This window comes from Campylobacter sp. CNRCH_2016_0050h, from assembly GCF_025772605.1.
Lineage (GTDB): Bacteria > Campylobacterota > Campylobacteria > Campylobacterales > Campylobacteraceae > Campylobacter_D > Campylobacter_D lari_D.
Window position 1 is genome coordinate 40,446 of record NZ_JAKMSK010000004.1, and the last position, 23,264, is coordinate 63,709.

Here is a 23,264-nt window from a genome sequence, read left to right on the forward strand (position 1 = left end):
TTTACTCCTCACCTTTTTCATGTTTTGCTATGATACGAGAAATTTCAGCAAAGAAATCACTTGCATTAAATTTAACTAAATATCCATCTCCACCTGCTTCTTTAACACCTTTATCACTCATAAATTCATTTGATAAAGAAGAGTTAAATACGATAGGAATATTTTTAAATCTCTCATCATCTCTAACTTTTGCTGCAAAATGGAATCCATCCATTTGTGGCATTTCAACATCACTTACAATAATTTTTAAATGTTTATTTAAATCACTGCCATAAGTACTATAAAGCTCTTCTAGTTTATGTAAACCTTCAACACCATCTTTAGCTTCAATTACTTTAAGACCAATTTTATTTAGTAAATCTTTAACAAGTTTTCTTGCAGTTGAACTATCATCAAGCGCTAAAGCCATACCTTCGATTTTTTGAATTTTATCATCGTCAATATCAGTTTGCGGGGTATAAATTCCAAGTTCTTGCACTATACTTTCTAAATCTAGGATAAGTAAAACCTCATCTCCTTCGATCTTAGTTACACCAGTAATTTTACCCTTATCTAAACTGCCCGCACTTGTTGCAAAAGTAGCTGGCTCAATATTTTTCCAATTAATTCTACGAATTCTTTTCGCCTCATGGACAATAAAACCGATTAAAACATTACTAAATTCAGTAATGATAACTCTAGGTTTTATATTTGTCATTTCTGGTTCTTGAATTTGCATCCATTTAGCTAGGTTGATTACAGGAATCACCACGCCACGAAGATCAAAAATACCTTCTACATATTCAGGTACTCCTGGAATTTCAGTCAAAAAAGGAATTTTAATGATTTCTCTAACCTTAGAAACATTTACACCATAAATTCCCTCATAGACTTTATCGTGGCCTTGCTTAAAGATGCGAAAATCAACAAGTTCCATTTCATTTGAACCTGTTTTAACGACATTCTCATCAAACATTATGCCTCCTTAAGTTCTATTTTGTGAAATCTGATTTCTGGCTCATATTTTACTATAAAAAAACTTTCCTTGTATGCAAAAGTAGCTAAATTTAGATATTTTATATCTTCATTTTTTAAAAATACATCTTGATGATAATGACCTTCTATTACAAAGCCTATATTATAGTGCTTTAAACGCTCTTTTACTAAAGCAGAAAAATGGGGAATTTTTCTAATAAGTTGTTTTTTGTTTTGATTTTTTAGAATTTTTTGAGTAATTCTTTCTTTACTAATAACATTTAAAAAATTTAAAAAAAGTAGCAAATAATGATTTCTCAAACTCTTTAAGCAAAACTGCAAAAAAGGTTTTAAAAAAATATCCCCATGGGCTAATTTTACTAAGGTTTTATCTTGGAATTTACAAAGCAAAGGTTGCTGTTTTATGCTAAAAACCTTAACATTTTTAAAAAATTTAGCTAAATTAAAATCATGATTGCCTTCTAAATAAATGATTTCAATTTCATTAGCAAGCTCTTCGAGTAAATCTATATAAGCTTTTGCAAAATCATGCGTGGCCTTTACTTCATAAATTAAAAGATCAAATATATCACCCATTAAAAAAAGCTGTGGAGTTTGAATTTTTTTATTTTTTAAGGCTTGTAAAAACTCCCAAAAACCACGCCTATTTTTATTTTCATGCGCATCGGCAATAAAAATAGCATTTTCTTTTATAATTATTTTTTGCAAAAATTAAAATTCCAAAGCTTTGTATTCTATAGAAATGATTTCAAATTCACTCTCGCCTTTTGGTAAACGCACTTTAAAATCATCGCCTTCTTTTTTACCAAGCATTGCTTTAGCAATAGGCGAACTAATGGAAATATAGCCTTTTTCTAAATTTCCCTCATTTACCCCTACCAAAGTATAAGTGCTTTGTTTTTCGCTTTCTAAGTCCTCTACAACAACAGTTGAGCCAAATTTTACACTATCATGCTCATAAGAAGATGGATCGATAATTTGCGCTCTTGAGATCAAATCCCCAAGTTCAGCAATCTTTCCTTCTATAAAAGCTTGTTTTTCTCTAGCTGCGTGATATTCTGCATTTTCTTTTAAATCTCCATGGCTTCTTGCTATGTCTATTTCTTCTACTACTTTTGGACGTTCAACTTTTTTTAAATGCTCTAATTCTTTTTCTAATTTCTCATAGCCGTATTTACTCATAGGTTCTTTTTGCATGATTTATCCTTATTTGATTTCATAAAGTATTTTAGCCAAATTTTTTGCACTTGCAAATTGCAAATATTCTTTTAAAAAATCTACTTTATCAAAAAATGCCTTATAATCGTATTTAAGATAAGCTTGATATAAATTTTCCACATTCACTTGCTCTTGTAAAAATTCAGGATTAAGCTCGCTTTTTCCTGCAAAATCTAAAAAGATATTTGCAAGGCCTATATGTTTGAGTTTTACAAAACATCTTGCGATAAATACATCAATAGCTTTAGCTTTATAAGCAAGCACAAAAGGCGTGCCGACCAAAGCTGCTTCAAGTGTAGCTGTGCCACTACAAATAAAAGCAAAATCAGCATTTTTTAGCACCTTTGGGGTATTAGTTTGAATTTCAAAATTACTCATTTCTCCGTAAATTTCTAATCTTTTTAAATTAAACTCGGGTACGCAAAGGATTTTTTTACCTTTAAATTTAGTGCTTAACTCTCTAAAAATAGGCATCAAACGCTTTATTTCACTTTTTCTTGAGCCCGGTAAGAAAGCGATTACTTTTTCATCATCTTTTTTTGAAAATATAGAATTTATATCTTCTTGATTTTTAAACTCTTTTATCTCATCTAAAAGCGGATGTCCCACATAAGTGCTTTTACTAAAAAACTCACTATCAAAAGGTAAAATAGAAGCTAGCACATCAAAATGACTTTCTATGATAGGAATGCGCCCTTTTTTCCATGCCCAAACTTGAGGTAAAATATAATAAATTCTTTTTACTTTGGAATTTGCTTTTTTTAAAGCCTTTGCAAAAGGTAAGTTAAAGGCAGGAGAATCTATACATAAAATCGCATCAATTTTTTGAGCAAAACTTAAACTCACTAGCTCTTTTATGGCTCTTTTGGCTTTTAAAATGAGTGGCAAAACCTCTATAAAACCCATAGCACTAAACTCATGTGAGCTATAAAGTGGCTTCGAATTTAAACTAAATTCTTCACATAAATTCTCATCATAAATTCCCACTAAATCAAATTCTTTATACTCATTTTCATAAGCTTTTAAAACTTCTTTTAAATGTAAATTTGCTGAAGGCTCTAAGGCGCAAACTAAAAAGGTTTTCATTTGAAAATATCCTCTATTGTAGATTTAACAAAGTCTTTTAATTCATCTGAAAAAGTATAATTTTTATTATAAAAAAACAAATTAACTTTTATACTTTTATCTTCATAACTTAAATTTTTATTTTCAAATATTGCTTTAAAGCCTTTTAATTTAAATCTAGGATTATCTTCTATTTTTAAGCCTTTTGGATCTATAAAATATATAAAAAAATCTCCACTTTGTTTATTTTTTAACCAAAATATAAAATCAGGATAAAATTTTCTTTCTTTTTGTTGTTCTTCATCAAAATAAGGGATATAAATTTCATCTTGATTTTCTACCAATTTAGAAAAATACCATTCATATTGTTCAAAAAAAGATGATTTTAAATTACTTTCTAAATCTTCTAAAAATTCTTTTTCGCTTTTATTAGAAATGGCAAAATTAATCTTATTTTCTTTATCATTTTTATTGTAAATGATTAAAGGGCTATAATAATGCTTGCTAAGTTTTGCACTAATTATATAGTTTTGCACCTCCTTGCTTTTTTGACTTTCTTTTATACCTTGCATTAGCTCATCTAAATTTATTTTTTTATTTTCAAAATCTGCTTTTAATTCATCTTCACTTTTTGCATTCAAAACATCTTTTATAGTCTTATTGATTTTTTTAACTGTTTCAAAATCTAACTTTGCTTGTATATTTTTATGGTGCGTTATTTCTTCTTTTAACTTTACAAATTTATCCAAAACTTTGGCATTAGAATTTAACACGCTATTGATTGTTTTTAATGTTGTTTTTTCATTAAATTCTACATTGCCTCCTGATTGTATTTTACTTTCTTTGCCATCGCTAAATTTATAAAATTCTTCTAATGTAGAATATTTAAAATTTTTATACAAACACTGCTCTAAAATCAAAACATCCTCATCGTAAGATTTTATAAATTCTTTTAAAGATTTTGCTTCTTTTTCTGAAATTTTATAAATATTTTTTAGCTTTGCTTCATTTTTGTATTTTGGCACAGGTAAATTAAACGACAATTTTGTTTCTTTAAATCCTTTTAAATGCCTACTTTCCATAAATTCACATTCTATACCCTCTATGATAGCTTTTATGGCTTCATTATCACTTGCCATTACAAAAAGAGTTTCTAAACCGCATGCTAAATTTACACATCGCTCATCGATTTTAAACATCTCTTTTAAAGCATTTAATCTCTTTCTTATATTTAAGAAAGGTTCTATTCTAACACCTCTTCCTATAGTTTGCAAAACATATTTTTTAGCATTAATGCTTCCTATATTGATAAAAGAAATTAAATTTACGCGGTTGCTATCCCAACCTTCTGAAAAAACCTTACTTCCTAGCATTATATTGATAGAAGATTGTGAGCTATTGATGTTTTCAAAATGACTTTGTGATATATCGCTTATACTTTCTACTCCAAGCTCAAGTAAAAAATCTTTTTCCCATTCTTTTGCATTTGAAATATTTAAAAGCATGAAAGGTTTGTTTGAATTTTTACTCTTAAAAGCCAATTCTTTATCATTTCCTTTAATGCTATAACATTCTAATTTTGCATTTGCGTTTGCATAAAAAATATTTTCTCTAAGTTCATCATTATTTGCATTTTTTATATATTTTAAAAAATCATCGCTTAGCATATTTATGCCAAAATACAAATTTTGATTTTGAAGTTTTTCATAAAGTTCTAAAGCTATATTGCCTATATCTGCTTTATTTTTTAATACATTATGCACTGCTTTAAAATACGCTTTTATACCCGCATCTTGAGTATTTACTTTATCAGAAACTGCTATGATTAAAGGATTATGATATTTAAAGTCTGATCTTTTTAAAAACAATTCTTCTTTTGATTTTACAATCGCATTGAATATTATAAAACTTTCTAAAATCGTTTTAATTTTTACTTCTTCGTTATTTTCACTTTTAAAATCTAAATTCTCATTTAAAACTGCTATATTTTTACCATATCCTTCTTGATTGAATTTTTGAAGATTATAATTATAAGCACAAGTTATAAAGTCTATTTCATCTTCAAAAGTGGCAGAAAAATTAAAAACAAATCCTTTTGGAAATTCATCTTCTTTGATAAAACCTCTAGCAAGCTCATGATAATAGTTTTTTCTTAATGATGTTTTACTATCGCCTCTATGAGCTTCATCTAACAATATATACCAACCATCTTTATTAAGATAATTTTTATAATTTAATCTTTTTGCTTTTTTATCTTTGCCTACATTTTCTTCACTCTCAAGTAAATCACTTCTTGCAAAATACACCACCGCTTCATTTAACAAACTAGCTTCTTTTTCTATGCTTTCAAAATCTTTTAAATCTTTTATTTTGATAAAATTGCTGTGATGATTGTTGTATTTAACTATATTTGCTTTGAATTGATTTAAAATCTTATCATTTGGTGCTAAAAGCATGATAGGCTTTTTAGGTAATTGATTATTTTTAATAAATTCATGTATCAAAGCTATAAGTTTGATCATAACTATAGTTTTACCACTTCCTGTAGCCATCCAAAATGAAGCTCTTGCGATATGTTCTTTTTGTAATTTTAAATTCTCGCTTTCATCTTGATAAAATTCTAAAAGCTTTCTACGTTCTTGATTGTATTCATGTGAATTTAATTCATCTTTCATATAAAAAGAAAGTATGGCTAAAGCATTTTTAACACTTTCTTGCTGATAAAATTGTAAATTTATAGCTTGAGAAAAATTACTAAAATCATAACTTTCATCAAGCTTTTGCACTAGTGATTTATCATGGATAAATTTATTTAACAATAAATGTGTTCTTGTGTTTTGTTTTGCTTTAGCCATTATTTTCCTTTAAAGCTTTAATTGTTTTTATCATTTTCAGTATGTAAGAATTTTTTACATACTGAAAATTCTTGCAACCGCTTATCTTGCAAGTGGTATAAAGGATGATGTTATTTTGCACTTTCATTCACCATGTTTACCAAAATCAAATCCAAAGAGTTTGTGTTTTTCACTAAGCTTAACACAAACATGCTCTTCCAAATTAAAATTATTTTCAATTGCATATTTATTTGCTTCGTTAAATTTTGTATCATGTATGGAACAAATATATTGATCTAAATTATCGTTTACATATTTTAAAGCTATGGCAATCTGCCTTTCATCTATAGAATCAAACAAAAGATTATCATGACCCACAAATCCAATCAATTTTGGATTCAACTTATAAATTAACATATCATAAATAAATACTTTCATATTGTTAACACCATTGCTTTTATCTGCATCTATCCTTGCATTAATATCATACAAACGCTCTGTTTTAAAACTATTATTAATTTTAATATCTAAATATCCTTTATTATTTGTATAAAAATTAGATGAAATTTCTCTAAATAAAAGTCCTAGTTTATTTATCTGAATATCAATTTCATTTTCAAAATTTAAAAGCTCTCTCTTAAAAATATCTATTTCCAACTTGATGTCCGCTTGCTTTTGTTTTAAATCAACTACCAACTTTTTAATTCTTTGAGTTTTTTCTAGTTGCTCTATAATTTTTTCCTTTTCTTTTAATAAAGATTGATATTCATTTAAAGCACCTTTGTTTTCCAATTCTTTATAAAGAATAGATCTTTCATCGTCCATTTTTTTAATATCTTCCGCTAAAATACTAATTTCAATTTGCAAAGCCTTTTTATCTCGTTCAGCTTTTGCTCTCCTATTATAAAAAAGCTCATCGTGAAATTTTTTAACAGCTTCAATATGCTCTATGGTTGATTTTTCAAAGAAAAACTGAACCTCTCTATAAACATTACTAATTCTATCAATATCAATATCAAACTGCTTATTTAAATCAATAATTTTTTGTTTATTTTTTAATTGCCTTTCTTTAAATAGTTTTTCGTTTCGCATTTGTTCAATGGTATAAGTAATGTCATTGAGTTTTTTCTCTAGATCATAATAATTTTCTGCAATCTTAAAATTTGACAAGTTGCTAGTTAACTCTTTAAGTCTCTCTTGTAACTCCAATTCATTTTCTTTATTATTCTCTTGTTCATATTCATTTAATTGCTGAATAATCTTATTATTTTCCTCTTGCTTTATCTTCAATTTGGATTTCTGATTTAAATAATCCAAATTTAACTTTAATAAAAAAGCATTTACATAATTATTTTGAAAAACTTTTTCTTTTTCTATTTGTTCTATAGGGTTTTTAAAAGATTGTATTCTGAAAAACCTTGAAAATATATTCCTAAAACTCAAAATAGAATCACTACTTGGTATTATATTTTGCAAATTTAATTTATAAAGTATTTCTGTATACTCTTTCAGGCTAATTTCTTTTTCATCAAAAAAAATCTTATCATAACTTCTTTCTACAAAATGTATTTTTTCATTTTGCGAAAACGATAAATTTAAAACTATATCTTTTTGCTGTAAAATATTTTTTATTTCGTCAACATTTTTATCTTTACCAAATAAAAAATCTATACATCGCAATGAAAGACTTTTCCCAACACCATTGCTTGTTTCTTTATTATTTTTTGTTTTCTCTCCAACTATAATATTCAAACCATCTTTAAAGTCAATAGGTTGAAATGTACTACAATTGCTACTAAGTCTTAAAAGTTTCATATAATAATCTCCAAAATATCTTCTTTGATTATTCTTAATTTTTTAATCATATATAAAAAATCTATTGCATACATAAAGGTTTCAAAACTAATTTTTTTAGGATAAATACGACTAAACTCACTATATAAATCATCTATAGCTTTTTTTTCTTGCAAAAGAATTTCTAAAATATATCCCCCAATTACAAATAAAGAATCTTCTATTTTAGTTAATTTATTTCCCATTACATTCATATTTATCTCCTATGTCACAAATATCAAAGAAATAAGCAATTACAATCCATAAAGCCAACCTAGAATTTTGATCAATTTTACAATTATTATCGCAAAAATAGTCGATAGTTTTTTTCAAAGATTCTTCTGCATCATATTTCTCTCTAAAAAACATAAATTTTTCCTTTATAATTCTTCCAGTTTCTTCAAAATTATCGATTTTATTTTTATATTCTTCGATAATTTCATGTGATTTTCCTATACAAGTACCAAATAATTTTATAAAATCAGCATTTTTTATATTAATTTTTATTTTTTCTTGCACATTTGTATTAAATTTTTCCAATGCAAAATTCATATACGCATCATTAGCATCAAATTTCCGTAACTTAGTATTTTGTACTATAAAATCAACTGCTTTAAACAATGCATCTAAATTATTAAAATTAACAACATCATACTCATAATACAAAAGATTATAAACCTTATGCTTATCAGTCTTAGAGATGTTCAAAACTTGATTCAAAAGCATTTTTGTATCTATTAGTTTTATTTCTATTTGCTGATTTTGTGCATTTAACTTATCAATAGCTTGCGATATTTCTGGAAAAATACCTTTAAAATCATCATTGACAACAAAATGCCATTCTTTAAAATTCCAATTAGAATTTTTAGCTCTTTCAAAATTAGTTTGGATTTTTGCAATCGTAGTTTTGGCATTAATATTTTCTGGTGCATAGCATTGTAAAACCAACTCACCAGGAACATATCCATCATTGCCACCATCTCCTTTTTGCCCCTGCGGTTTAATATCTTGAATATATGGATATCTCATTCTATAAATTTCAATAACAAATTTTTCAAATTCGGTAGTTTTTTTATAATGTACTGCTAATTTAAATCTATTTTCTATATCTAAATTAGTCATATTGCTACTTCTCCCACCAAATTAGATTTTTTAGTTTTGGATATTTAATTAAGTCTATATTTTCTAAATTTATAATCTCATCGTTTTCAAATTTACAAGATTTTATGCCATTTTCATCTATAAAAATATTTTTGATTTGAAGTCCTAAAAGATTTGACATCGTTAAAAATATATCAAATTCTTTGTCATAAGCATTCATATCAAGGCATATATTCTCGCCTTTTTTAAGCGCTTTTATGAGCTTGCGTGATTTTCTATAATCTATGAGTGAGTTTTCATCGAGTTTATATTCACAATTTTCTAAACTTTCTTCATAACTTTCAAGTTCATAGTATCTAAAAGCGCCGCCACCTTTAAATTCTACTTCTTTGCTTATACCACAAACAAAACCATTTAAAACTTTTTTCATTCTTGGGATGATGACTTTGTAAAAATGCTCTCCCATTTCCACTCCAAGCCATTTGCGTTTTAGCTTATGTGCAGTAGCTATTGTCGTGCCGCTACCTAAATGATAATCAAAAACTATGGAATTTTCATTACTGCTTGCTTTTATTATTCTTTGAAGCAATTTTTCTTGTTTTTGTGTTTGAAAATTTAAAAATTCTTTTCCATGAGCCGTTGCCATTGATGGAATATCATTCCATACATCATACTGAGATTTTCCTAATAATATCCAAGTATTATTTACAAATTTTTGTGGCGGATAATATCTCTGATCTTTTTTCCACATCATATAATATTTTCCATTTTCATCTATGGAAAATTTATCATCATCTTCATAGGGAATTCTTACATCATCAAAATTAAAAATATGATTCTTTGTTTTATAATATAGTATAGTATCATGCTTTGGTGCAAATTTAATATTAGTATTTGTGGTACCCTTGTAATTCCACACAATTTCATTTACAAAATTCTCTTCCCCAAAAACTTCATTTAAAAGCTCCCTGCCACGATAATTTGCATTGTAATCTAAATGCAAATAAAAACTTCCTTTATCGCTTAAAAATTCTTTTGCTAATTCCAAGCGATTATGCATTAAAGAAAGCCAAGTGCTATCTTGAAATTTATCTTTGTAGTCAAAGTCACTTCCTGTATTAAATGGCGGATCTATGTAAATTAGATCTATTTTACCTTGATATTTTGGCATTAAAGAATTTAATGCTTGAAAATTATCTGCTTTTATAAGTTCTCCATTTAAAATTTCATCTAAATTTTCAAAATTTTGCAAAAGTTTATAATAATTTTCCTCGCTTAGATACTTTGTATCAAATGGTAAGAATTTGTATTTTTCATCATTTATAGCCTTTATATCAAACTCATCATTTATGAAATTTAATTCTTTCCATTCTGTGATTTGCTCATTAAATTTTACATCTTTGCAGATGGATTTTAAAATTTCATCAGCGTTGTTTGAGTGTGATTTAATAGTATCTAAGCTAAATACATAGTGAGCATTTTTAGCAAATTTTGGCTTTAACCATATAGCTTTTAACTCATTTTCAAAGTCAGCTATCAAGTCGATAATAGCAAAAGCAATTTGTTTTAAAGTGTTGATCTCATCTATCTTTTCTTTAGTCCAATCAGTAATGCTATCATTCACATAAGAAAACAACCACAAATCAAATTGTTCTTTTAAAAATTCTTTCGCATTTTTATGGATAAAAAAATCTACTTCATTTTGTTTTTTATAAGTTTTAAAAAGCTTTTTTAGCTCTTCTTCTTTTATGTTTATTTGTGCATTTTTTAAAGTCTTTAAAAAAACATCGCTAAATTCACTTGAGTTTTGTTTAAAAACATTTGCGCCATCATTATTTTTAGAATTTATCACTTTTATATTTATATTATCATCTTGTATATTTTGCAAATAAAAATTGATTTTACTTTTATTATTATCAGCATTTTGCTCATACTCATCGGTAAGAAAATTTAAAGTATATTTTTTATCTTCACTTCGCAAGCTTAAAGGATTGTAAATAGTATCTGATTTTACATAGTATAAATTTTGTGTTTTATAAAAAAGACTTGTGTCTTTTGAGTTTGAATATACCCTTGCATAGATATTTTTATACATAGGTGTATCGTAAAAAAACGGCGTTCCTGTTTCGTTTAAATAAGTGCTAAAAAAATTATAAAGTTTATTATAAGTATCTGTATAAAGATTTTGTGTGTCTAAATAGTCTTTGATTTTTTGAAAATATTTTTCTTTTATAACGAGTAAATTTGTAAAACCATTTTTAGCTTGATTTTGCGAGTTTTTGATTTTCGCACCTAAATAACAATCTTCTAATTTTGAATAAAATGCTTTTTTATAATCCATACTTTACCTTTAAATTTGTAAGTTAAAATAATATCTTTTTTTGACTTAAAAAAATGAATAGATATTGCGTAGAAAAGTAAAATTTACTTGCTAAAATAGCAAGTAAATTTAATAAATCGGAGTTGCTTCAACAATAGCAGGAGCAAAGAAAAATAACTCTTTTAACTCTATCGGCACAGAAGGATTTACAGTGCAATCATCTAAGCCAAAACGATTTTCTATAGGCACGCGCGCTTCATAAAAGGTACTCATGCATTTTACCCCGCCATGAGTTAAAGATCTAATTTGCACAGCTGAACTTGTAGTAGGCATGATAGAAAAAACCGTTTGCATTTGCCCATCTTGCAAATCTTGCTTGCAAGATTTCACTCCAAAAGATTTTTCACTTAAGACAGCTAAACATACATCAGCACCTCTAGGGTTTATAAACTGCACATAGCCAAAAGGGCGTTGCACGGCATATCTATCTTTTTGTTTTAACGCATCGCTAAGAATTATCTCTTTTAAAAACCAATTTTGCTCTTCTAGTTTTTCAGAGCTATATCTAAAAGGACTAAGTGAAATTCCTGTTTCTAAAGATCTTATCGCGAACATAGGTGTAAAATCTTCTAAATCATCAAATAAAACTTCAGCTTTTAAAAAACTTAAAATAAAGCAAAATAAAATACAAATTTTTCTCATCATCTTCTCCTAAGGTCTTCTAAAATTTACAGGAAAATGATCCGAAGCTAAAAAAGTCCTAAGTCCTGCTACAGCTAAGATTGCAAGAATTCTAGGCGGACTATATAAAGATGTAGTGCTTGAATTTCCCGTAATCGCATAATCAATTGTATTGCCACCTGTTTGTGTAAAAGAAGGAGGTGCGACTATATTAATGCGAGATCTTAAATCCGGATCAATTAAATTTACAATAGTCCCAGGAGGTCTGTTAAAATCCCCTAAAATCATCCAATTAACCTGTGGCATATTCCTAAAGTGCATATCCACAGCACTTATAATAGCCCCTGCATCATTACCACCTCTTGATAAAGCGTGTATGCTAAAAAACGCATCATTTCCTATACGAATTCCTATAATAGGCCTTGAAGCAACGGTTGGAGGCGGTAAAACTATCACCTCATCAGCTCGCGTTCTACTCACAATAGCCATATTTACGCGATTTGCCCCAACATCAACTCTTGAGTAGTATATATAAACTGAATTTGGACGACTTGATGAGCCCAAATTCCACTCATACTCATGAATAGGAATGCCAACTCCCACGGGTTGAACTTGTCTTGGCGTCATTATAGCAGTACTTGGTAAAACTCCTGCTTCTTGAACAGCCAAAATATCCATAGGATTAGCACCGGTTACAAGCTGTCTTATACTAATATTCCACTTACTTTCGGTAGAAGCTGATGCACCTTGTAAATTCCAAGTACCGCTATTATAATTTTCCAAAGCAGCAAATAATAAATTAAAACTAAAAATCAAAAATACTATCTTTTTCATCATCACTCTCCCGTATAAGCATAAGGCGATCTTGTTTGAAAAGCAGGCGCACTAATGCTCCATTGTCTATCTAAATTTTTTTCTTTTGATTTCAAACAAGGTGTCAAATAAATACTATAATAGTCAAAATAAAATTCCTCCATTACATTTCCAACTGTCGTTTGTATACATTGTTGTGTTGCAAAATTTTGAATTTGATAAGCACCATTGCTCATAGGATATAATCTCCAAAATTGTGCAAAATTTGTCTGATCGCAAGGATAATGTACTATACCATTACCATAAGCATTTAAGCAAGTTAAAGTTTTTGCATTTTTAATCATCACAGTATTATTTGGAAATTCAATGAGTTGCCACACTCTTGCATCACCAAAAGATTTACTATCAAATAAATTATATCCCCATATCCAATTACCTGGATTTAAAGCCCAAACCGTTAGTGCAGCTCCATTTGGGTTCATAATAGTTACAAAATCGCTTACAAATCCTATATTTTCATACAAAGCATTTGAAGTAAATCCATTGCTTGATGTAAGTCTTGGTAATGGTCCTTTTACAGCATTATCTCCTTTAAAAGTATTGACTTTCATAAGAGGTGGCTCAAGTGGTATAGCTGGGATTTTCTTACCTTCCACTAAAGTTGGTGTTTTTTGTTTAGCCGGTGGAGTTGGATTTTTACCTATTTTCAAAGGATCTCCATCGCTAAATTCTCCAAAAGAACGCCCTAAAGGATTGATTTCTTTAGAAGAACATCCAACAAAAAAAGTTATAAATACACTCAATATCATCATAAATCTAAGTTTTTGCATATTCTCTCCTTAAAAAATATAAATTTAAATATATTATCATAATTTTAAATAAATTTTGATAGAAAATATCATTTAATAAAATCTTCTTAGATTGATCAAATATTTTAAAAATGAATTGTTATAATTTTATTAATTTTAATCTAAAAAGGAAAAATTATGGATATTGTACAAAGATTTATAAATTACACTAAGATTAATACCACTACAAGTAGAGAAAATGGCGCCAAAGGCATTATGCCATCAAGTCCTAATCAAATGGAGCTTGCAAAATTACTTGAAAAAGAATTACAAGAACTAGGTTTAAAAGACATCAAAAGAAGAGAAAACACCATCACCACAGCTCTTTTACCAGCAAACACTCCAAATGCTCCTAAAATAGCCTTTTTTGCGCATTTAGATACAAGTATGGAACAAACTAATGACACCAAAGCACAAATCACTAAGTATCAAGGTGGAGATATATGCTTAAATAAAAACTTAGATCTTTATTTGAAAGAAAGTGAATTTAAAGAGCTTAAAAACTACATAGGAGATGATATTATCCACACTGATGGCACAAGCTTGCTTGGAGCTGATGATAAAGCAGCCATTGCAGCTATTATGGATATGCTTGAATTTTTTGTTAAAAATCCTGATATTAAGCATGGTGATATTTATGCTTGCTTTTTACCTGATGAAGAACAAGGTTTAAGAGGGGCAAAAGCTTTTGATATAAAAGAAATTAATGCTGACTTTGGATATTGTTTAGATTGTTGTGAGATAGGAGAGTTTATTTATGAAAATTGGAATGCAGGAGATTGTGAAGTAGAATTTATAGGAAAATCTGCTCATCCTATGAGTGCTAAAGGAAAATTAGTTAATTCTTTACTTTTAGCACATAAATTTATCTCTATGCTTCCAAATGGCGAAGCACCTGAATACACAGAAAATAAAGAAGGATATTTTTGGGTTAAAGAACTCAAGGGAAATAGCGCTAAAACTATTTTAAAAATAGATATTAGAGAATTTGATGATGAAAAATACAAACAAAGAATGCAATTTTTACAAGATTTAAACGATAGTTTTAAAAAGCTATATGGAGAAGAAAGAATTAACATTAAGCTTAACGATCGTTATAAAAATGTCTTTAATAGTCTAAAAACAACCAAATCTTTGCCTATTAAACTTGCTTTACAAGCTTATGAAAATTTAAATATCAAAACTAAAATCATTCCTATGCGTGGAGGATACGATGGAGCGGTGCTTTCAGAAAAAGGCCTACCTTGTCCAAATATCTTTACTGGAGCACATAATTTTCACTCTATTTATGAGTATTTGCCTGTTAAATCTTTAAAAGCAGCGAGCAAAGTTATACAAGAAATCATCATCCTAGCCGCAAAATAAATTTAAGCCTTTTAAGGCTTAAATTTATAATAACACAAAAGCAATTACAACCACCGAAACAACACACCCCAAAGCAGTTCTTTTAACAATTTCTAAAGGACTAACCCCAGCTATAGCTGAAACGATGATACAAGCTCCTAAAATAGGCGAAAGGTATCTTCCAAGCACTGCTGACATTGCCACTGCAGTACCAAGTTTAACTTGATCAAAACCAAGATCTTGAGCATGAATAGTTACAGCCTTGTTAAATGCCATAGCAGCAGCATCACCACTACCTGTAATCATAGCCATTAAAAATGGTATAAAAGTTCCACCAAAACGCACATAATGCTGTTCATTTTTAAGCCATTCTATGATAATATCAATTACACCGCATGCTTTTAAACCCGCAACAAAAACACTAGCAGCTATGATAATCCCTATAATCTCTGCATAAGATTTTCCCATACCATTGAAAAACTCTTTAAAAATATTATCAGGCTTGCTCATAGTTACTACTAAAGCTATAATCGCTCCTAAAAGCATAGCTTCAGCAACTCCAACTTCTTTTGTCCATGTTAAAAACTCATAATCATTTAAAGGACTTGCGCCTATGATTAGTACAATCAAAGGCACTAAAGGCATAAGTGCATAAAATACATTTACTTTTTCAATATTATCTTCAGTCTTGTTTTGATTAGCCACTTCAAAAACTTGCCCTTTTTGATAATCTTTAAAAATCACTGCCATAATCATCAAAGAAATCATCACTATCACTCCTGCTGTTAATGCATTTGGAGTTTGAGTTAAAACAATTTCTTGTATATTTTTCCCTGAAATTTCAGAAATCAAAGCCGTATGAGAAACACCTGGACTTAAAATTCCTCCTATAGTTCCACAAAGCACTGTTGCTGCTGCCATGGCAGGTTTTATACCTGAAGCCATTAAAAGCGGTATTAAAGTCGCACCAACTGCAGCTGAACATCCTGCCGCTGAAGGTATAGCTATAGCAATAAAAAAAGTTACCATAAAAGCAAGTGGGATTAAGAAAAATCCTACATTTTTCAAAGGTGTTGTAAGTAATCTAACCAAATGTTTATCGCATTTAGTCACTTTCATCACAAAAGCAAAACCCATACTCGCACAAATTGCCTTAATCAAGGCAGGTTGCACCATAGCATGCGTAAAAGCACTCAAAGCTTCAATGGGCTTAAGTGAAATCAAGCACAAGATAAAACCAACACTAATTAAAGCTGTTTTTGTTTCCACTTTTTTAATAAGCAAATAAACCACAGCCACAATACCAAAAATCGCAGCTAAAAGATAAAAAGTTTGCATTTTTCTCCTTTAGATTTTAGTTGTTTGATTGACTTTTAAATATTCCACATTAAAAGGATGACTTAGCTTTAACACATCATGATGACCTATGATTTTTAAGCTATCATCTTGCACTTTTAATGCAGAACCCTCCGGTATAGCATAAACAATGTCTTTTGGATTAGTTAATAAAAACTCTTCCAAACGCTCTTCTCTACTTTCTCCGTTGTGTCCAGGAATTTTCCCGCCAATAAAATGTGGGTTGATTTGATAAGGAAAAACCCCTAAACTATCAAAACTTTTTGGCATAACAATAGGCATATCATTAGTTGTTTTTATGCTAAGACCTGCTATGTTTGAGCCTGCACTCCAACCTATATAACAAACCCCTTTTTCAATACGCTCTTTTAACACTTCAAGCAAATCATTTTCATATAATTTATGCAAAAGCATAAAACTATTGCCACCACCTACTAAAAAAACTTTTGCATTTAAAATCGTTTCTTTTAAATTTTCAAAATGGTGTAATGATTTGATATTATCTTTTTTCAAGCCTTCTTTTACCTTAGCTTCATAAGCATCATAAGTCCTTCTAACACCCGCATAAGGTATAAAAAGAATTTCTTCATCTTTCATGGAATTTTCTTTTAAAAAATCATCTATAAATTCTCTAGTATGACTTAAATAAGCACTATCTTTATAGCCAGAAGCACTAAAAAGTAAAAGTTTTGACATCATTCTTTCCTTTAAAAAATTAATCAAAACTATAATTTTAATATTTAAAAAATGAAAAAACAATTTAGTAATAAAAAAATATTGTATTACTTGTGTTAGAATTTAAAAAAAGGAAAAAACATGAAAGAAATTTTAATAACAAACGATGATGGCTATGAAAGTGAGGGTTTAAAAAAGCTTATAAAAATGCTAAGAAAGCATTTTAAAGCTAAAATTACCATAGTAGCTCCTGCTAGTGAAAAATCAGCATGCTCACACTCCATAACACTAACCAAACCTTTGAGATTTCACAAGGTTGGTAAAAGATTTTACAAGCTTGATGATGGCACGCCTGCAGATTGCGTTTATCTTGCTTTGCATGCTTTATACAAAAAGCGTTTACCTGATCTTGTCATAAGTGGGATTAACAAAGGTGCTAATGTAGGCGAGGATATAACCTACTCAGGAACTTGCGCAGGTGCTATGGAAGCAGTGCTTCATGGAATTCCTGCCATTGCTTTATCACAATTTTACAAAGATAATCAAAAAGAGCTTGATTATAAACTTGCTTTAAAACTTACTAAAAAAATAGTCAAAAATATCTTTGAAAAGGGCTTTCCTTTAGATAAAAAAGAATTTTTAAATATCAACTTTCCTTCTAGCAAAACAGCCTTTCAAGGCTTAAAAATTTGCAAAGCAGGTAAAAGAATTTATAGCTATAAAGCACACTCAAATACAAATCCAAGAGGTGTAGAATACTACTGGCTAGCTGCTGCTAATCTTGATCATGAAAATGAAAAAGACTCAGACATAGCACTTTTAAAACAAGGCTATGCCACAATAACCCCTATAATGCTTGATCTAACAGCTTATAAACAAATGAAAAATCTCAAAAAATGGATGAAAAATGGATAGATACACGCGTATAAAATGGCTTATTAATGAAGAAAATTTTATCAAAATTCAAAACACTAAAGTTTTAGTTTGTGGGCTTGGTGGAGTTGGTGGAATTTGTGTTGATGCGCTTTTTAGAAGTGGCTTTAGTAATCTAACTTTAATTGATGCGGATAAATTTGAAACTACTAATCAAAACCGCCAGCTTCATAGTGAAAATATAGGCGAAGAAAAAGCTAAGGTTTTTGAGCGTATTTACAATGCTAAAGGTATAGTCAGTAAAATCGATGATGAGTTTTTGAAAAGTTTTGATTTGAGCGAGTTTGATCTTATCATCGATGCGATTGATGATATACCTGCTAAGGTTGCTTTGGCTAATTTACTTGATTTGAAAAAGCAATTTTTTATCTCATCAACCGGTGGAGCTAGAAAGCTTGATCCAACGCGTATTAAAACGACAAGCATATTTAAAACACATGGCGATGCTTTAGCTAAAAAATTCCGCTATGAACTTAGAAAATCGGGCTTTAAAGGGGATTTTGATGTAGTATTTTCAGATGAAGAAGCCCATTGTAAAGATCTTGGCTCATTTATGGGTGTAACAGCTTCTTTTGGACTTGCTCTAGCTTCTTTGGCTTTAAGGAAAGTGCTTGATAAGAAAGCTTGATATAAAAGACTTAGCTCCTTGTATCAAGCTTTTTAAGCAAAGCGTATCCATTCTTTGTAAAAATGATTATACAAAAGAACAAATTCGTGTTTGGATTAATATAAACCAAAAAGCTTGGGAAGAAAAATTTCAAAATCAACTAGGTTTTATTTATGAAGAAAAAGGCCAAATTGTATCTTTTATAAGTATAAATTTAGAAGAAAAAACACTCGATCTTTGCTTTACTCATGCAAACTATGCTCATCAAGGTTATGGTAAAGCTTTATTGGAATTTGCTCTTAAAAACTACCCTTATAGTGAAATTTATACTTTTGCTAGTCTTAGCGCTAAAAATTTCTTTTTAAAAGCAGGATTTAAAATCATCAAAGAAAACATTGCTATAAGAGATCAACAAGAATTGAAAAATTTTTTCATGAAAAGAAAATAAAACGATTTTAAAAAAGCAAATAAAATGCATTTTATCTGCTTCTACTTTAAAATTTTTAATGTCTTAATTACACTCAATAAAGGTATTGTAAAAGATAATAATAAATTTTTCACTACAAAGGTAAAAATTATAAATATCATCAAGCTAAGTAAAAACACAAACTGGAATTTAAAACAATATAGACAAATTGTAGGTTTTATAAAAAGTAACAAAATTTACACTTTTGTCTTAAATATATAAATATAAATGATTTAAAAAAGCTTTACCTAAGAGAAGAAGTAGTAAAACTATATCTAGATCAATTATAAACAAGGATTTTATATGTTAGCTTTAAGCACTCATCTTTTTTTGGCTATTTCTTTGATATTGCTTTCATTTGATAAAGTCAAAATTTCGTATATTTTTTTACTCTTTTCAGTCTTGTTGGGATATGTATTTAAAATTATAGATATAACTTTTATAGTGATTAATGTATTAGTTTTTATAACGGCTATATTGTATCAGTATAAAAAAATTTTCATATTAGAAATAGCATTATTTATCTATGCTTTAGCTTTATTTCTTCATTTTATCCCTGGTGTAAATAACATCAAAGTTTTAGATCAAGTTTATGCAAGCACAAATAGCGCACCTTTTAATCTTTACTTTAGTATTGACAAGCCACTAGGGGTTTTTATACTTTTTATACTTTTTCCTATTTTATTTAAAAACACAAACTACACCAAAGCTTCAGTGTTAAAATGGAGCTTATTGCTTTTATCTCCTATTCTTTTGCTGTGCGTGCCTTGGTATTTGGGTGTTATCAAACTAGAAATAAGCATACCATCATGGATTTTATATTTTTTATTTTCAAATCTTTTGTTAGTTGCTTTAGTAGAAGAAGCTTTTTTTAGAGGTTATCTCCAACAAAGACTTACACAATTTATTCACCCCAATCTTGCTTTATTAATCGCAAGCATAGCTTTTGGATTAGTGCATTATAAAAGCGGTGTTTTGATGATTGTATTTGCTAGTGTTGCAGGCGTGATTTATGGCTTAGCTTATAAACACTCAAAAAGCTTATGGATGAGCGTATTGTTTCACTATGGATTAAATTTAATCCATTTGATATTTTTTACCTATCCATTTTACTTAAAACATTAGCGATTATAGTTTTCTAACTAGAAAAAATAAAGGATGATAAGTCAAGGTATTTTGAAATTCTTTTTCATAGTTTTTTAAAAATGCCTTGCTTATAAAAAATTTTTCACTCAAAGCATTTACCCCGCTTAGTTTCAAATGCCTAAAAAGCTCCAAAGTATCATCAAATTTTAACTCTTTTAACTCTTCTTTTGCTTTTATGATCTTAAAATTTTTAGAAAGTTTTTGCCTAATTTGCTCTAAAGTTAAATATTCAAGTGATAAATTAGTGCTTTGTTTTATTTGAGTGAAATTTTTTTCTCCAAAAGTAGAAAAAAGCAAAATCCCATTTTTATTTAGCATGCTTGCAAGATTTTCTAAAAGCTCATCTATCTTTAGCCACTGCATACAAGCATTTGAAGCAATAAGATCAAATTTTTTCGTATAAAAATGATGATTTTTAAGCTCATTCATATCAAAAACACCAAATTCATCAAATTTACAAGGATTTTCAAAAGGATAAATATCATTTAAAAAATAATGCTTAAATTTAATACACTCTTGCAAAGCCTTACTAAAAACCCCTACTCCACAGCCAAACTCAAATACCACTTTAAAATCGCTCAAATCATTCTCACTAAGCATTTTACAAAGCTCTTTAGCCATGTCTTTTTGCACTGGTGTATTTGCACTATAAGTATCTTTTGCTCTTATGAAAGTTTGCAAAGCTCTTCCCAAGTGTGGTATTTAAAAAATGCAAAATGTGGCTCATCGATAAACATTGCCTTTTCTTTAAAAAAATTTAAAACATGTTTTGGTGGAAAGATCTTATCCTCTTTGCTAATTATAGCTTTATCCCAAGTAAAATTTTCATTTAAATCTTTAGTGCAAAACTCATATAAACTTAAAAGTTCTGCTTTTAAATGCTCGTTTTTTTCAAAGTAAAACTCATCACTTAAATTCATTCTTTTTTCAAGCAAATTTGCTTTAAAATCCTCTAAAGCAAACCTTTTCATCGTAAGTTTAAAAATGGCTTTTTTAATCCCAAATTCATCATCTATAGGTAAATTTGTGCCATTTATGGCTATTTTTTTATCAAATTTTATATCTTTTAAAATTTTACTCGCCACGCAAACTCCCATAGAAAAGCCAACAAGAGTGATTTTTTCAAATTTATTAAGATCAAATTCCCAACCAAAACTCGTATAATCATACACCATTAAAACATTTACGTCACTTTTTAAATGCGTAAAATGGCTAAAATGCGAGCAAAATCCTGAAAAAAATAAAATCAACTCAGATGAATTTGCATTTTCATGTAAAAAATGAGTTTTCAAAGTACCTCCAAAACCTTTTCTAAGTCTTTTTTCACTAAACCAGCATGCAAAGAAAAGCGAATTCTAGCTGTATTTTTAGCCACGGTTGGCTCTTTAATAGCAGGTGCAAAAATACCATTTTCTAAAAGCTTTTGTGAAATTTCACTAGCTAGTGCATTTTGCCCTAAAATAAAAGATATCACATAAGCCTCGCCTAAAACTGCACCTTTACTTGCCAAAGCATTTTTAAACCAAGTGCTTAACTCTAAAAGCTCTTTTCTTTGAGCATTAAATTCATGCAAATGCTTAAAAACATGCAAAGTCCAAGCTACATTGATAGGCGCAATGGCAGTTGAGTATATAAAGGCCCTTGCTTTGTTGATAAAAAAATCTTTTTCATCACTTATCATGCAAGCTCCCATGGAAGCTATGGCCTTACCAAAGGTAAAAACTAAAAAATCCACTTCCTTTTCTAAGCCCAAAAATTTCACATAACCCAAACCATCATCTCCAAAACAACCTATGCTATGAGCTTCATCGATGTAAATTTTGATATTTTTAAACTCTTTTTTTAAATTTATGAATTCTTTTATAGGCGCAAAATCTCCATCCATACTAAATAGCGCTTCACTTATGATGATGATATTTTCAAATTCTTTATAATGCTTTTGCACTAAGCTTTGTAAATGCTTTATATCATTGTGTTTAAATCTTATAAATTTAGCTCCGCCAAGCCTTAAACCATCAATAATACTTGCATGTACTTGCTTATCTGCTAAAAATAAAGTATTTTTAATGCTTGCTAAAGCTTGCAAACAGCTAACATTTAAGGCATAGCCATTATTAAAATGCAAGATTTTTCTGCCTAACTTAGCCTCTAAAAAGCTTTCAAATTCATCAAAAATCGCATAATTTCCACTCAAGCTTCTTGAACTTGAACTAGAAAATTCAAATTCTTTTAAATGTGTTAAAAAATCTTGCTTTAATGTTTTTTCATTACTTAAATTTAAATAATCATTGCTTGCTAAATTTAGCAATTTTTGCTCATTATAAATAACATATTTTTCCTCATGTTTTAATGAGCGTAGAATTCTAAAATTATCTTGTTGTTTTAATGCATTTAAAATTTGTGCAATTTGCATTATTGTTTAAGCCTTGCGTAGTTTTGACAACCCTCATCGCTTTTTAAATCACAAGCCTTGCCAAAATATTCTAAAGCTTTAGAAAGATCCTTTCTAACACCTTTTCCATTTGCATACATAGCTCCAAGATTAGAACAACCCAAACCATTATTTAAACCACAAGCTTGCTGAAATAATTCCATTGCCTTAAAATTATCTTTTTTTACTCCAAATCCGTCTATATACATAACTCCAAGATCAGAGCAACTTAAACTATCGTTCAAGTCGCAAGCTTTTTTATAAAATTCTACCGCTTTAAAATTATCTTTTTTTACCCCTTCACCAAATTTATACATAGCACCAACATTACCACAACCAAAACCATCATTTAAATCACAAGCTTGTTTGTAATACTTCATAGCATTTATATAATCACCACTCTCATAAGCTTTAAATCCTTTTACAAATAAATCCTCTTGCGAGTATGCAAAATTTAAAAATAAAATCGCCAAGATAATCAATACTTTTTTCATACTTTACCTCTAAATTTAAGATAAAAGCTAATTATATAAATATTTTCTAAATAATCCTTTTTCATTTTAAAGCATAAATTTGAGTAAAAATTGTAGTATTATTAGTAATAAAAATCAAAGAAGT

Annotated in this window: 23 protein-coding genes and 1 pseudogene; 6 read left to right on the top strand and 18 right to left on the bottom strand. The window is 28.8% G+C overall.

All coding sequences use genetic code 11. The annotated features are described in order from the left end of the window. Position 1 precedes the first annotated feature (1 nt). The 12 genes from L8X28_RS02965 to L8X28_RS03020 all read right to left on the bottom strand — a co-directional run bounded on the left by L8X28_RS02965 (position 2) and on the right by L8X28_RS03020 (position 13,670). Positions 2-955, bottom strand: coding sequence for a chemotaxis protein (locus L8X28_RS02965; protein WP_133319535.1), 954 nt, complete (start codon positions 953-955; stop codon positions 2-4). After that, positions 955-1,683, bottom strand: a complete 729-nt coding sequence (locus tag L8X28_RS02970; protein ID WP_412175522.1) for a UDP-2,3-diacylglucosamine diphosphatase — start codon at positions 1,681-1,683, stop codon at positions 955-957. The genes L8X28_RS02965 and L8X28_RS02970 overlap by 1 nt, the downstream gene beginning before the upstream one ends. Before the next feature lie 3 nt (positions 1,684-1,686). Next, on the bottom strand, positions 1,687-2,172 hold the full coding sequence (gene greA / locus L8X28_RS02975) for a transcription elongation factor GreA (RefSeq protein WP_039619215.1): 486 nt from the start codon (positions 2,170-2,172) through the stop codon (positions 1,687-1,689). Between the two features lie 9 nt (positions 2,173-2,181). After that, positions 2,182-3,279: a lipid-A-disaccharide synthase gene (gene lpxB, locus L8X28_RS02980; protein WP_263665475.1), complete on the bottom strand. Its 1,098-nt coding sequence runs from the start codon at positions 3,277-3,279 to the stop codon at positions 2,182-2,184. Beyond that, positions 3,276-6,113 carry a DEAD/DEAH box helicase family protein gene (locus tag L8X28_RS02985; RefSeq protein WP_263665476.1) on the bottom strand — a complete coding sequence of 946 codons (2,838 nt, stop codon included), beginning with the start codon at positions 6,111-6,113 and terminating at the stop codon, positions 3,276-3,278. The genes lpxB and L8X28_RS02985 overlap by 4 nt, the downstream gene beginning before the upstream one ends. Positions 6,114-6,236: 123 nt before the next feature. Continuing rightward, a complete protein-coding gene (locus tag L8X28_RS02990) occupies positions 6,237-7,907 on the bottom strand; it encodes a DUF2326 domain-containing protein (RefSeq protein WP_052797874.1) in 1,671 nt (556 codons plus the stop codon). Then, on the bottom strand, positions 7,904-8,140 hold the full coding sequence (locus L8X28_RS02995; RefSeq protein ID WP_052797873.1) for an ABC-three component system middle component 6: 237 nt from the start codon (positions 8,138-8,140) through the stop codon (positions 7,904-7,906). The genes L8X28_RS02990 and L8X28_RS02995 overlap by 4 nt, the downstream gene beginning before the upstream one ends. Then, complete coding sequence (locus L8X28_RS03000; RefSeq protein ID WP_115646162.1) at positions 8,121-9,047, bottom strand: hypothetical protein; 927 nt, start codon at positions 9,045-9,047, stop codon at positions 8,121-8,123. The genes L8X28_RS02995 and L8X28_RS03000 overlap by 20 nt, the downstream gene beginning before the upstream one ends. A gap of 4 nt (positions 9,048-9,051) precedes the next feature. Beyond that, entirely contained in the window at positions 9,052-11,367 is a 2,316-nt protein-coding gene (locus L8X28_RS03005; protein ID WP_263665477.1) for a site-specific DNA-methyltransferase, read from the bottom strand. A 108-nt stretch (positions 11,368-11,475) separates the two neighbouring features. After that, complete coding sequence (locus L8X28_RS03010; RefSeq protein ID WP_133319530.1) at positions 11,476-12,048, bottom strand: cytolethal distending toxin subunit A; 573 nt, start codon at positions 12,046-12,048, stop codon at positions 11,476-11,478. Positions 12,049-12,057: 9 nt separating this feature from the next. Then, a complete protein-coding gene (locus L8X28_RS03015; RefSeq protein WP_133319572.1) occupies positions 12,058-12,861 on the bottom strand; it encodes a cytolethal distending toxin subunit B family protein in 804 nt (267 codons plus the stop codon). A gap of 2 nt (positions 12,862-12,863) precedes the next feature. Continuing rightward, positions 12,864-13,670, bottom strand: a complete 807-nt coding sequence (locus L8X28_RS03020) for a cytolethal distending toxin subunit A/C (RefSeq protein ID WP_133319529.1) — start codon at positions 13,668-13,670, stop codon at positions 12,864-12,866. A 156-nt stretch (positions 13,671-13,826) separates the two neighbouring features. Between L8X28_RS03020 and pepT the strand changes: the two genes are divergently transcribed. Next, positions 13,827-15,053 carry a peptidase T gene (pepT, locus tag L8X28_RS03025; protein WP_133319528.1) on the top strand — a complete coding sequence of 409 codons (1,227 nt, stop codon included), beginning with the start codon at positions 13,827-13,829 and terminating at the stop codon, positions 15,051-15,053. 24 nt (positions 15,054-15,077) lie between these two features. On the opposite strand, the gene dcuC is transcribed toward pepT, so the two are convergent. Both dcuC and pepE read right to left on the bottom strand, forming a co-directional pair. After that, positions 15,078-16,370, bottom strand: a complete 1,293-nt coding sequence (gene dcuC / locus L8X28_RS03030) for a C4-dicarboxylate transporter DcuC (protein WP_263665478.1) — start codon at positions 16,368-16,370, stop codon at positions 15,078-15,080. A 9-nt stretch (positions 16,371-16,379) separates the two neighbouring features. After that, a complete protein-coding gene (gene pepE / locus L8X28_RS03035) occupies positions 16,380-17,084 on the bottom strand; it encodes a dipeptidase PepE (RefSeq protein WP_263665479.1) in 705 nt (234 codons plus the stop codon). Between the two features lie 120 nt (positions 17,085-17,204). On the opposite strand from pepE, the gene surE reads away from it, so the two are divergent. The 5 genes and pseudogenes from surE to L8X28_RS03060 all read left to right on the top strand — a co-directional run bounded on the left by surE (position 17,205) and on the right by L8X28_RS03060 (position 20,194). Further along, positions 17,205-17,978 carry a 5'/3'-nucleotidase SurE gene (gene surE, locus L8X28_RS03040; protein WP_263665480.1) on the top strand — a complete coding sequence of 258 codons (774 nt, stop codon included), beginning with the start codon at positions 17,205-17,207 and terminating at the stop codon, positions 17,976-17,978. Further along, positions 17,971-18,624, top strand: coding sequence for a ThiF family adenylyltransferase (locus tag L8X28_RS03045; RefSeq protein WP_263665481.1), 654 nt, complete (start codon positions 17,971-17,973; stop codon positions 18,622-18,624). Before surE ends, L8X28_RS03045 begins: the two co-directional genes overlap by 8 nt. Next, complete coding sequence (locus tag L8X28_RS03050) at positions 18,608-19,051, top strand: GNAT family N-acetyltransferase (protein ID WP_263665482.1); 444 nt, start codon at positions 18,608-18,610, stop codon at positions 19,049-19,051. The genes L8X28_RS03045 and L8X28_RS03050 overlap by 17 nt, the downstream gene beginning before the upstream one ends. Continuing rightward, positions 19,052-19,359, top strand: a pseudogene (locus L8X28_RS03055) (hypothetical protein); the annotation flags it as partial. It abuts the gene before it with no gap. A gap of 13 nt (positions 19,360-19,372) precedes the next feature. Next, positions 19,373-20,194, top strand: a complete 822-nt coding sequence (locus L8X28_RS03060) for a CPBP family intramembrane glutamic endopeptidase (protein ID WP_263661492.1) — start codon at positions 19,373-19,375, stop codon at positions 20,192-20,194. 3 nt (positions 20,195-20,197) lie between these two features. Here L8X28_RS03060 and bioC read toward each other — a convergent pair whose 3' ends face one another. From bioC to L8X28_RS03080, 4 genes are read right to left on the bottom strand one after another with little or no spacing between them, the layout of a single operon-like run. After that, positions 20,198-20,896: a malonyl-ACP O-methyltransferase BioC gene (gene bioC, locus L8X28_RS03065; protein WP_263665483.1), complete on the bottom strand. Its 699-nt coding sequence runs from the start codon at positions 20,894-20,896 to the stop codon at positions 20,198-20,200. Continuing rightward, positions 20,881-21,507: a pimeloyl-ACP methyl esterase BioG family protein gene (locus L8X28_RS03070; RefSeq protein WP_263660467.1), complete on the bottom strand. Its 627-nt coding sequence runs from the start codon at positions 21,505-21,507 to the stop codon at positions 20,881-20,883. Before L8X28_RS03070 ends, bioC begins: the two co-directional genes overlap by 16 nt. Next, positions 21,504-22,628, bottom strand: a complete 1,125-nt coding sequence (locus L8X28_RS03075) for an aminotransferase class I/II-fold pyridoxal phosphate-dependent enzyme (protein ID WP_263665484.1) — start codon at positions 22,626-22,628, stop codon at positions 21,504-21,506. The genes L8X28_RS03070 and L8X28_RS03075 overlap by 4 nt, the downstream gene beginning before the upstream one ends. Next, positions 22,628-23,140, bottom strand: coding sequence for a tetratricopeptide repeat protein (locus L8X28_RS03080; protein ID WP_263665485.1), 513 nt, complete (start codon positions 23,138-23,140; stop codon positions 22,628-22,630). The genes L8X28_RS03075 and L8X28_RS03080 overlap by 1 nt, the downstream gene beginning before the upstream one ends. Positions 23,141-23,264: the final 124 nt, after the last annotated feature.

Excerpts from the sequence above, each read along its gene's own strand:
- L8X28_RS02965 (WP_133319535.1), bottom strand. The coding sequence starts at position 955 with ATGTTTGATGAGAATGTCGTTAAAACAGGTTCAAATGAAATGGAACTT.
- greA (WP_039619215.1), bottom strand. The coding sequence starts at position 2,172 with ATGCAAAAAGAACCTATGAGTAAATACGGCTATGAGAAATTAGAAAAA.
- lpxB (WP_263665475.1), bottom strand. The coding sequence starts at position 3,279 with ATGAAAACCTTTTTAGTTTGCGCCTTAGAGCCTTCAGCAAATTTACAT.
- L8X28_RS02985 (WP_263665476.1), bottom strand. The coding sequence starts at position 6,113 with ATGGCTAAAGCAAAACAAAACACAAGAACACATTTATTGTTAAATAAA.
- L8X28_RS02990 (WP_052797874.1), bottom strand. The coding sequence starts at position 7,907 with ATGAAACTTTTAAGACTTAGTAGCAATTGTAGTACATTTCAACCTATT.
- L8X28_RS02995 (WP_052797873.1), bottom strand. The coding sequence starts at position 8,140 with ATGAATGTAATGGGAAATAAATTAACTAAAATAGAAGATTCTTTATTT.
- L8X28_RS03000 (WP_115646162.1), bottom strand. The coding sequence starts at position 9,047 with ATGACTAATTTAGATATAGAAAATAGATTTAAATTAGCAGTACATTAT.
- L8X28_RS03005 (WP_263665477.1), bottom strand. The coding sequence starts at position 11,367 with ATGGATTATAAAAAAGCATTTTATTCAAAATTAGAAGATTGTTATTTA.
- L8X28_RS03010 (WP_133319530.1), bottom strand. The coding sequence starts at position 12,048 with ATGAGAAAAATTTGTATTTTATTTTGCTTTATTTTAAGTTTTTTAAAA.
- L8X28_RS03015 (WP_133319572.1), bottom strand. The coding sequence starts at position 12,861 with ATGAAAAAGATAGTATTTTTGATTTTTAGTTTTAATTTATTATTTGCT.
- L8X28_RS03020 (WP_133319529.1), bottom strand. The coding sequence starts at position 13,670 with ATGCAAAAACTTAGATTTATGATGATATTGAGTGTATTTATAACTTTT.
- pepT (WP_133319528.1), top strand. The coding sequence starts at position 13,827 with ATGGATATTGTACAAAGATTTATAAATTACACTAAGATTAATACCACT.
- dcuC (WP_263665478.1), bottom strand. The coding sequence starts at position 16,370 with ATGCAAACTTTTTATCTTTTAGCTGCGATTTTTGGTATTGTGGCTGTG.
- pepE (WP_263665479.1), bottom strand. The coding sequence starts at position 17,084 with ATGTCAAAACTTTTACTTTTTAGTGCTTCTGGCTATAAAGATAGTGCT.
- surE (WP_263665480.1), top strand. The coding sequence starts at position 17,205 with ATGAAAGAAATTTTAATAACAAACGATGATGGCTATGAAAGTGAGGGT.
- L8X28_RS03045 (WP_263665481.1), top strand. The coding sequence starts at position 17,971 with ATGGATAGATACACGCGTATAAAATGGCTTATTAATGAAGAAAATTTT.
- L8X28_RS03060 (WP_263661492.1), top strand. The coding sequence starts at position 19,373 with ATGTTAGCTTTAAGCACTCATCTTTTTTTGGCTATTTCTTTGATATTG.
- L8X28_RS03075 (WP_263665484.1), bottom strand. The coding sequence starts at position 22,628 with ATGCAAATTGCACAAATTTTAAATGCATTAAAACAACAAGATAATTTT.
- L8X28_RS03080 (WP_263665485.1), bottom strand. The coding sequence starts at position 23,140 with ATGAAAAAAGTATTGATTATCTTGGCGATTTTATTTTTAAATTTTGCA.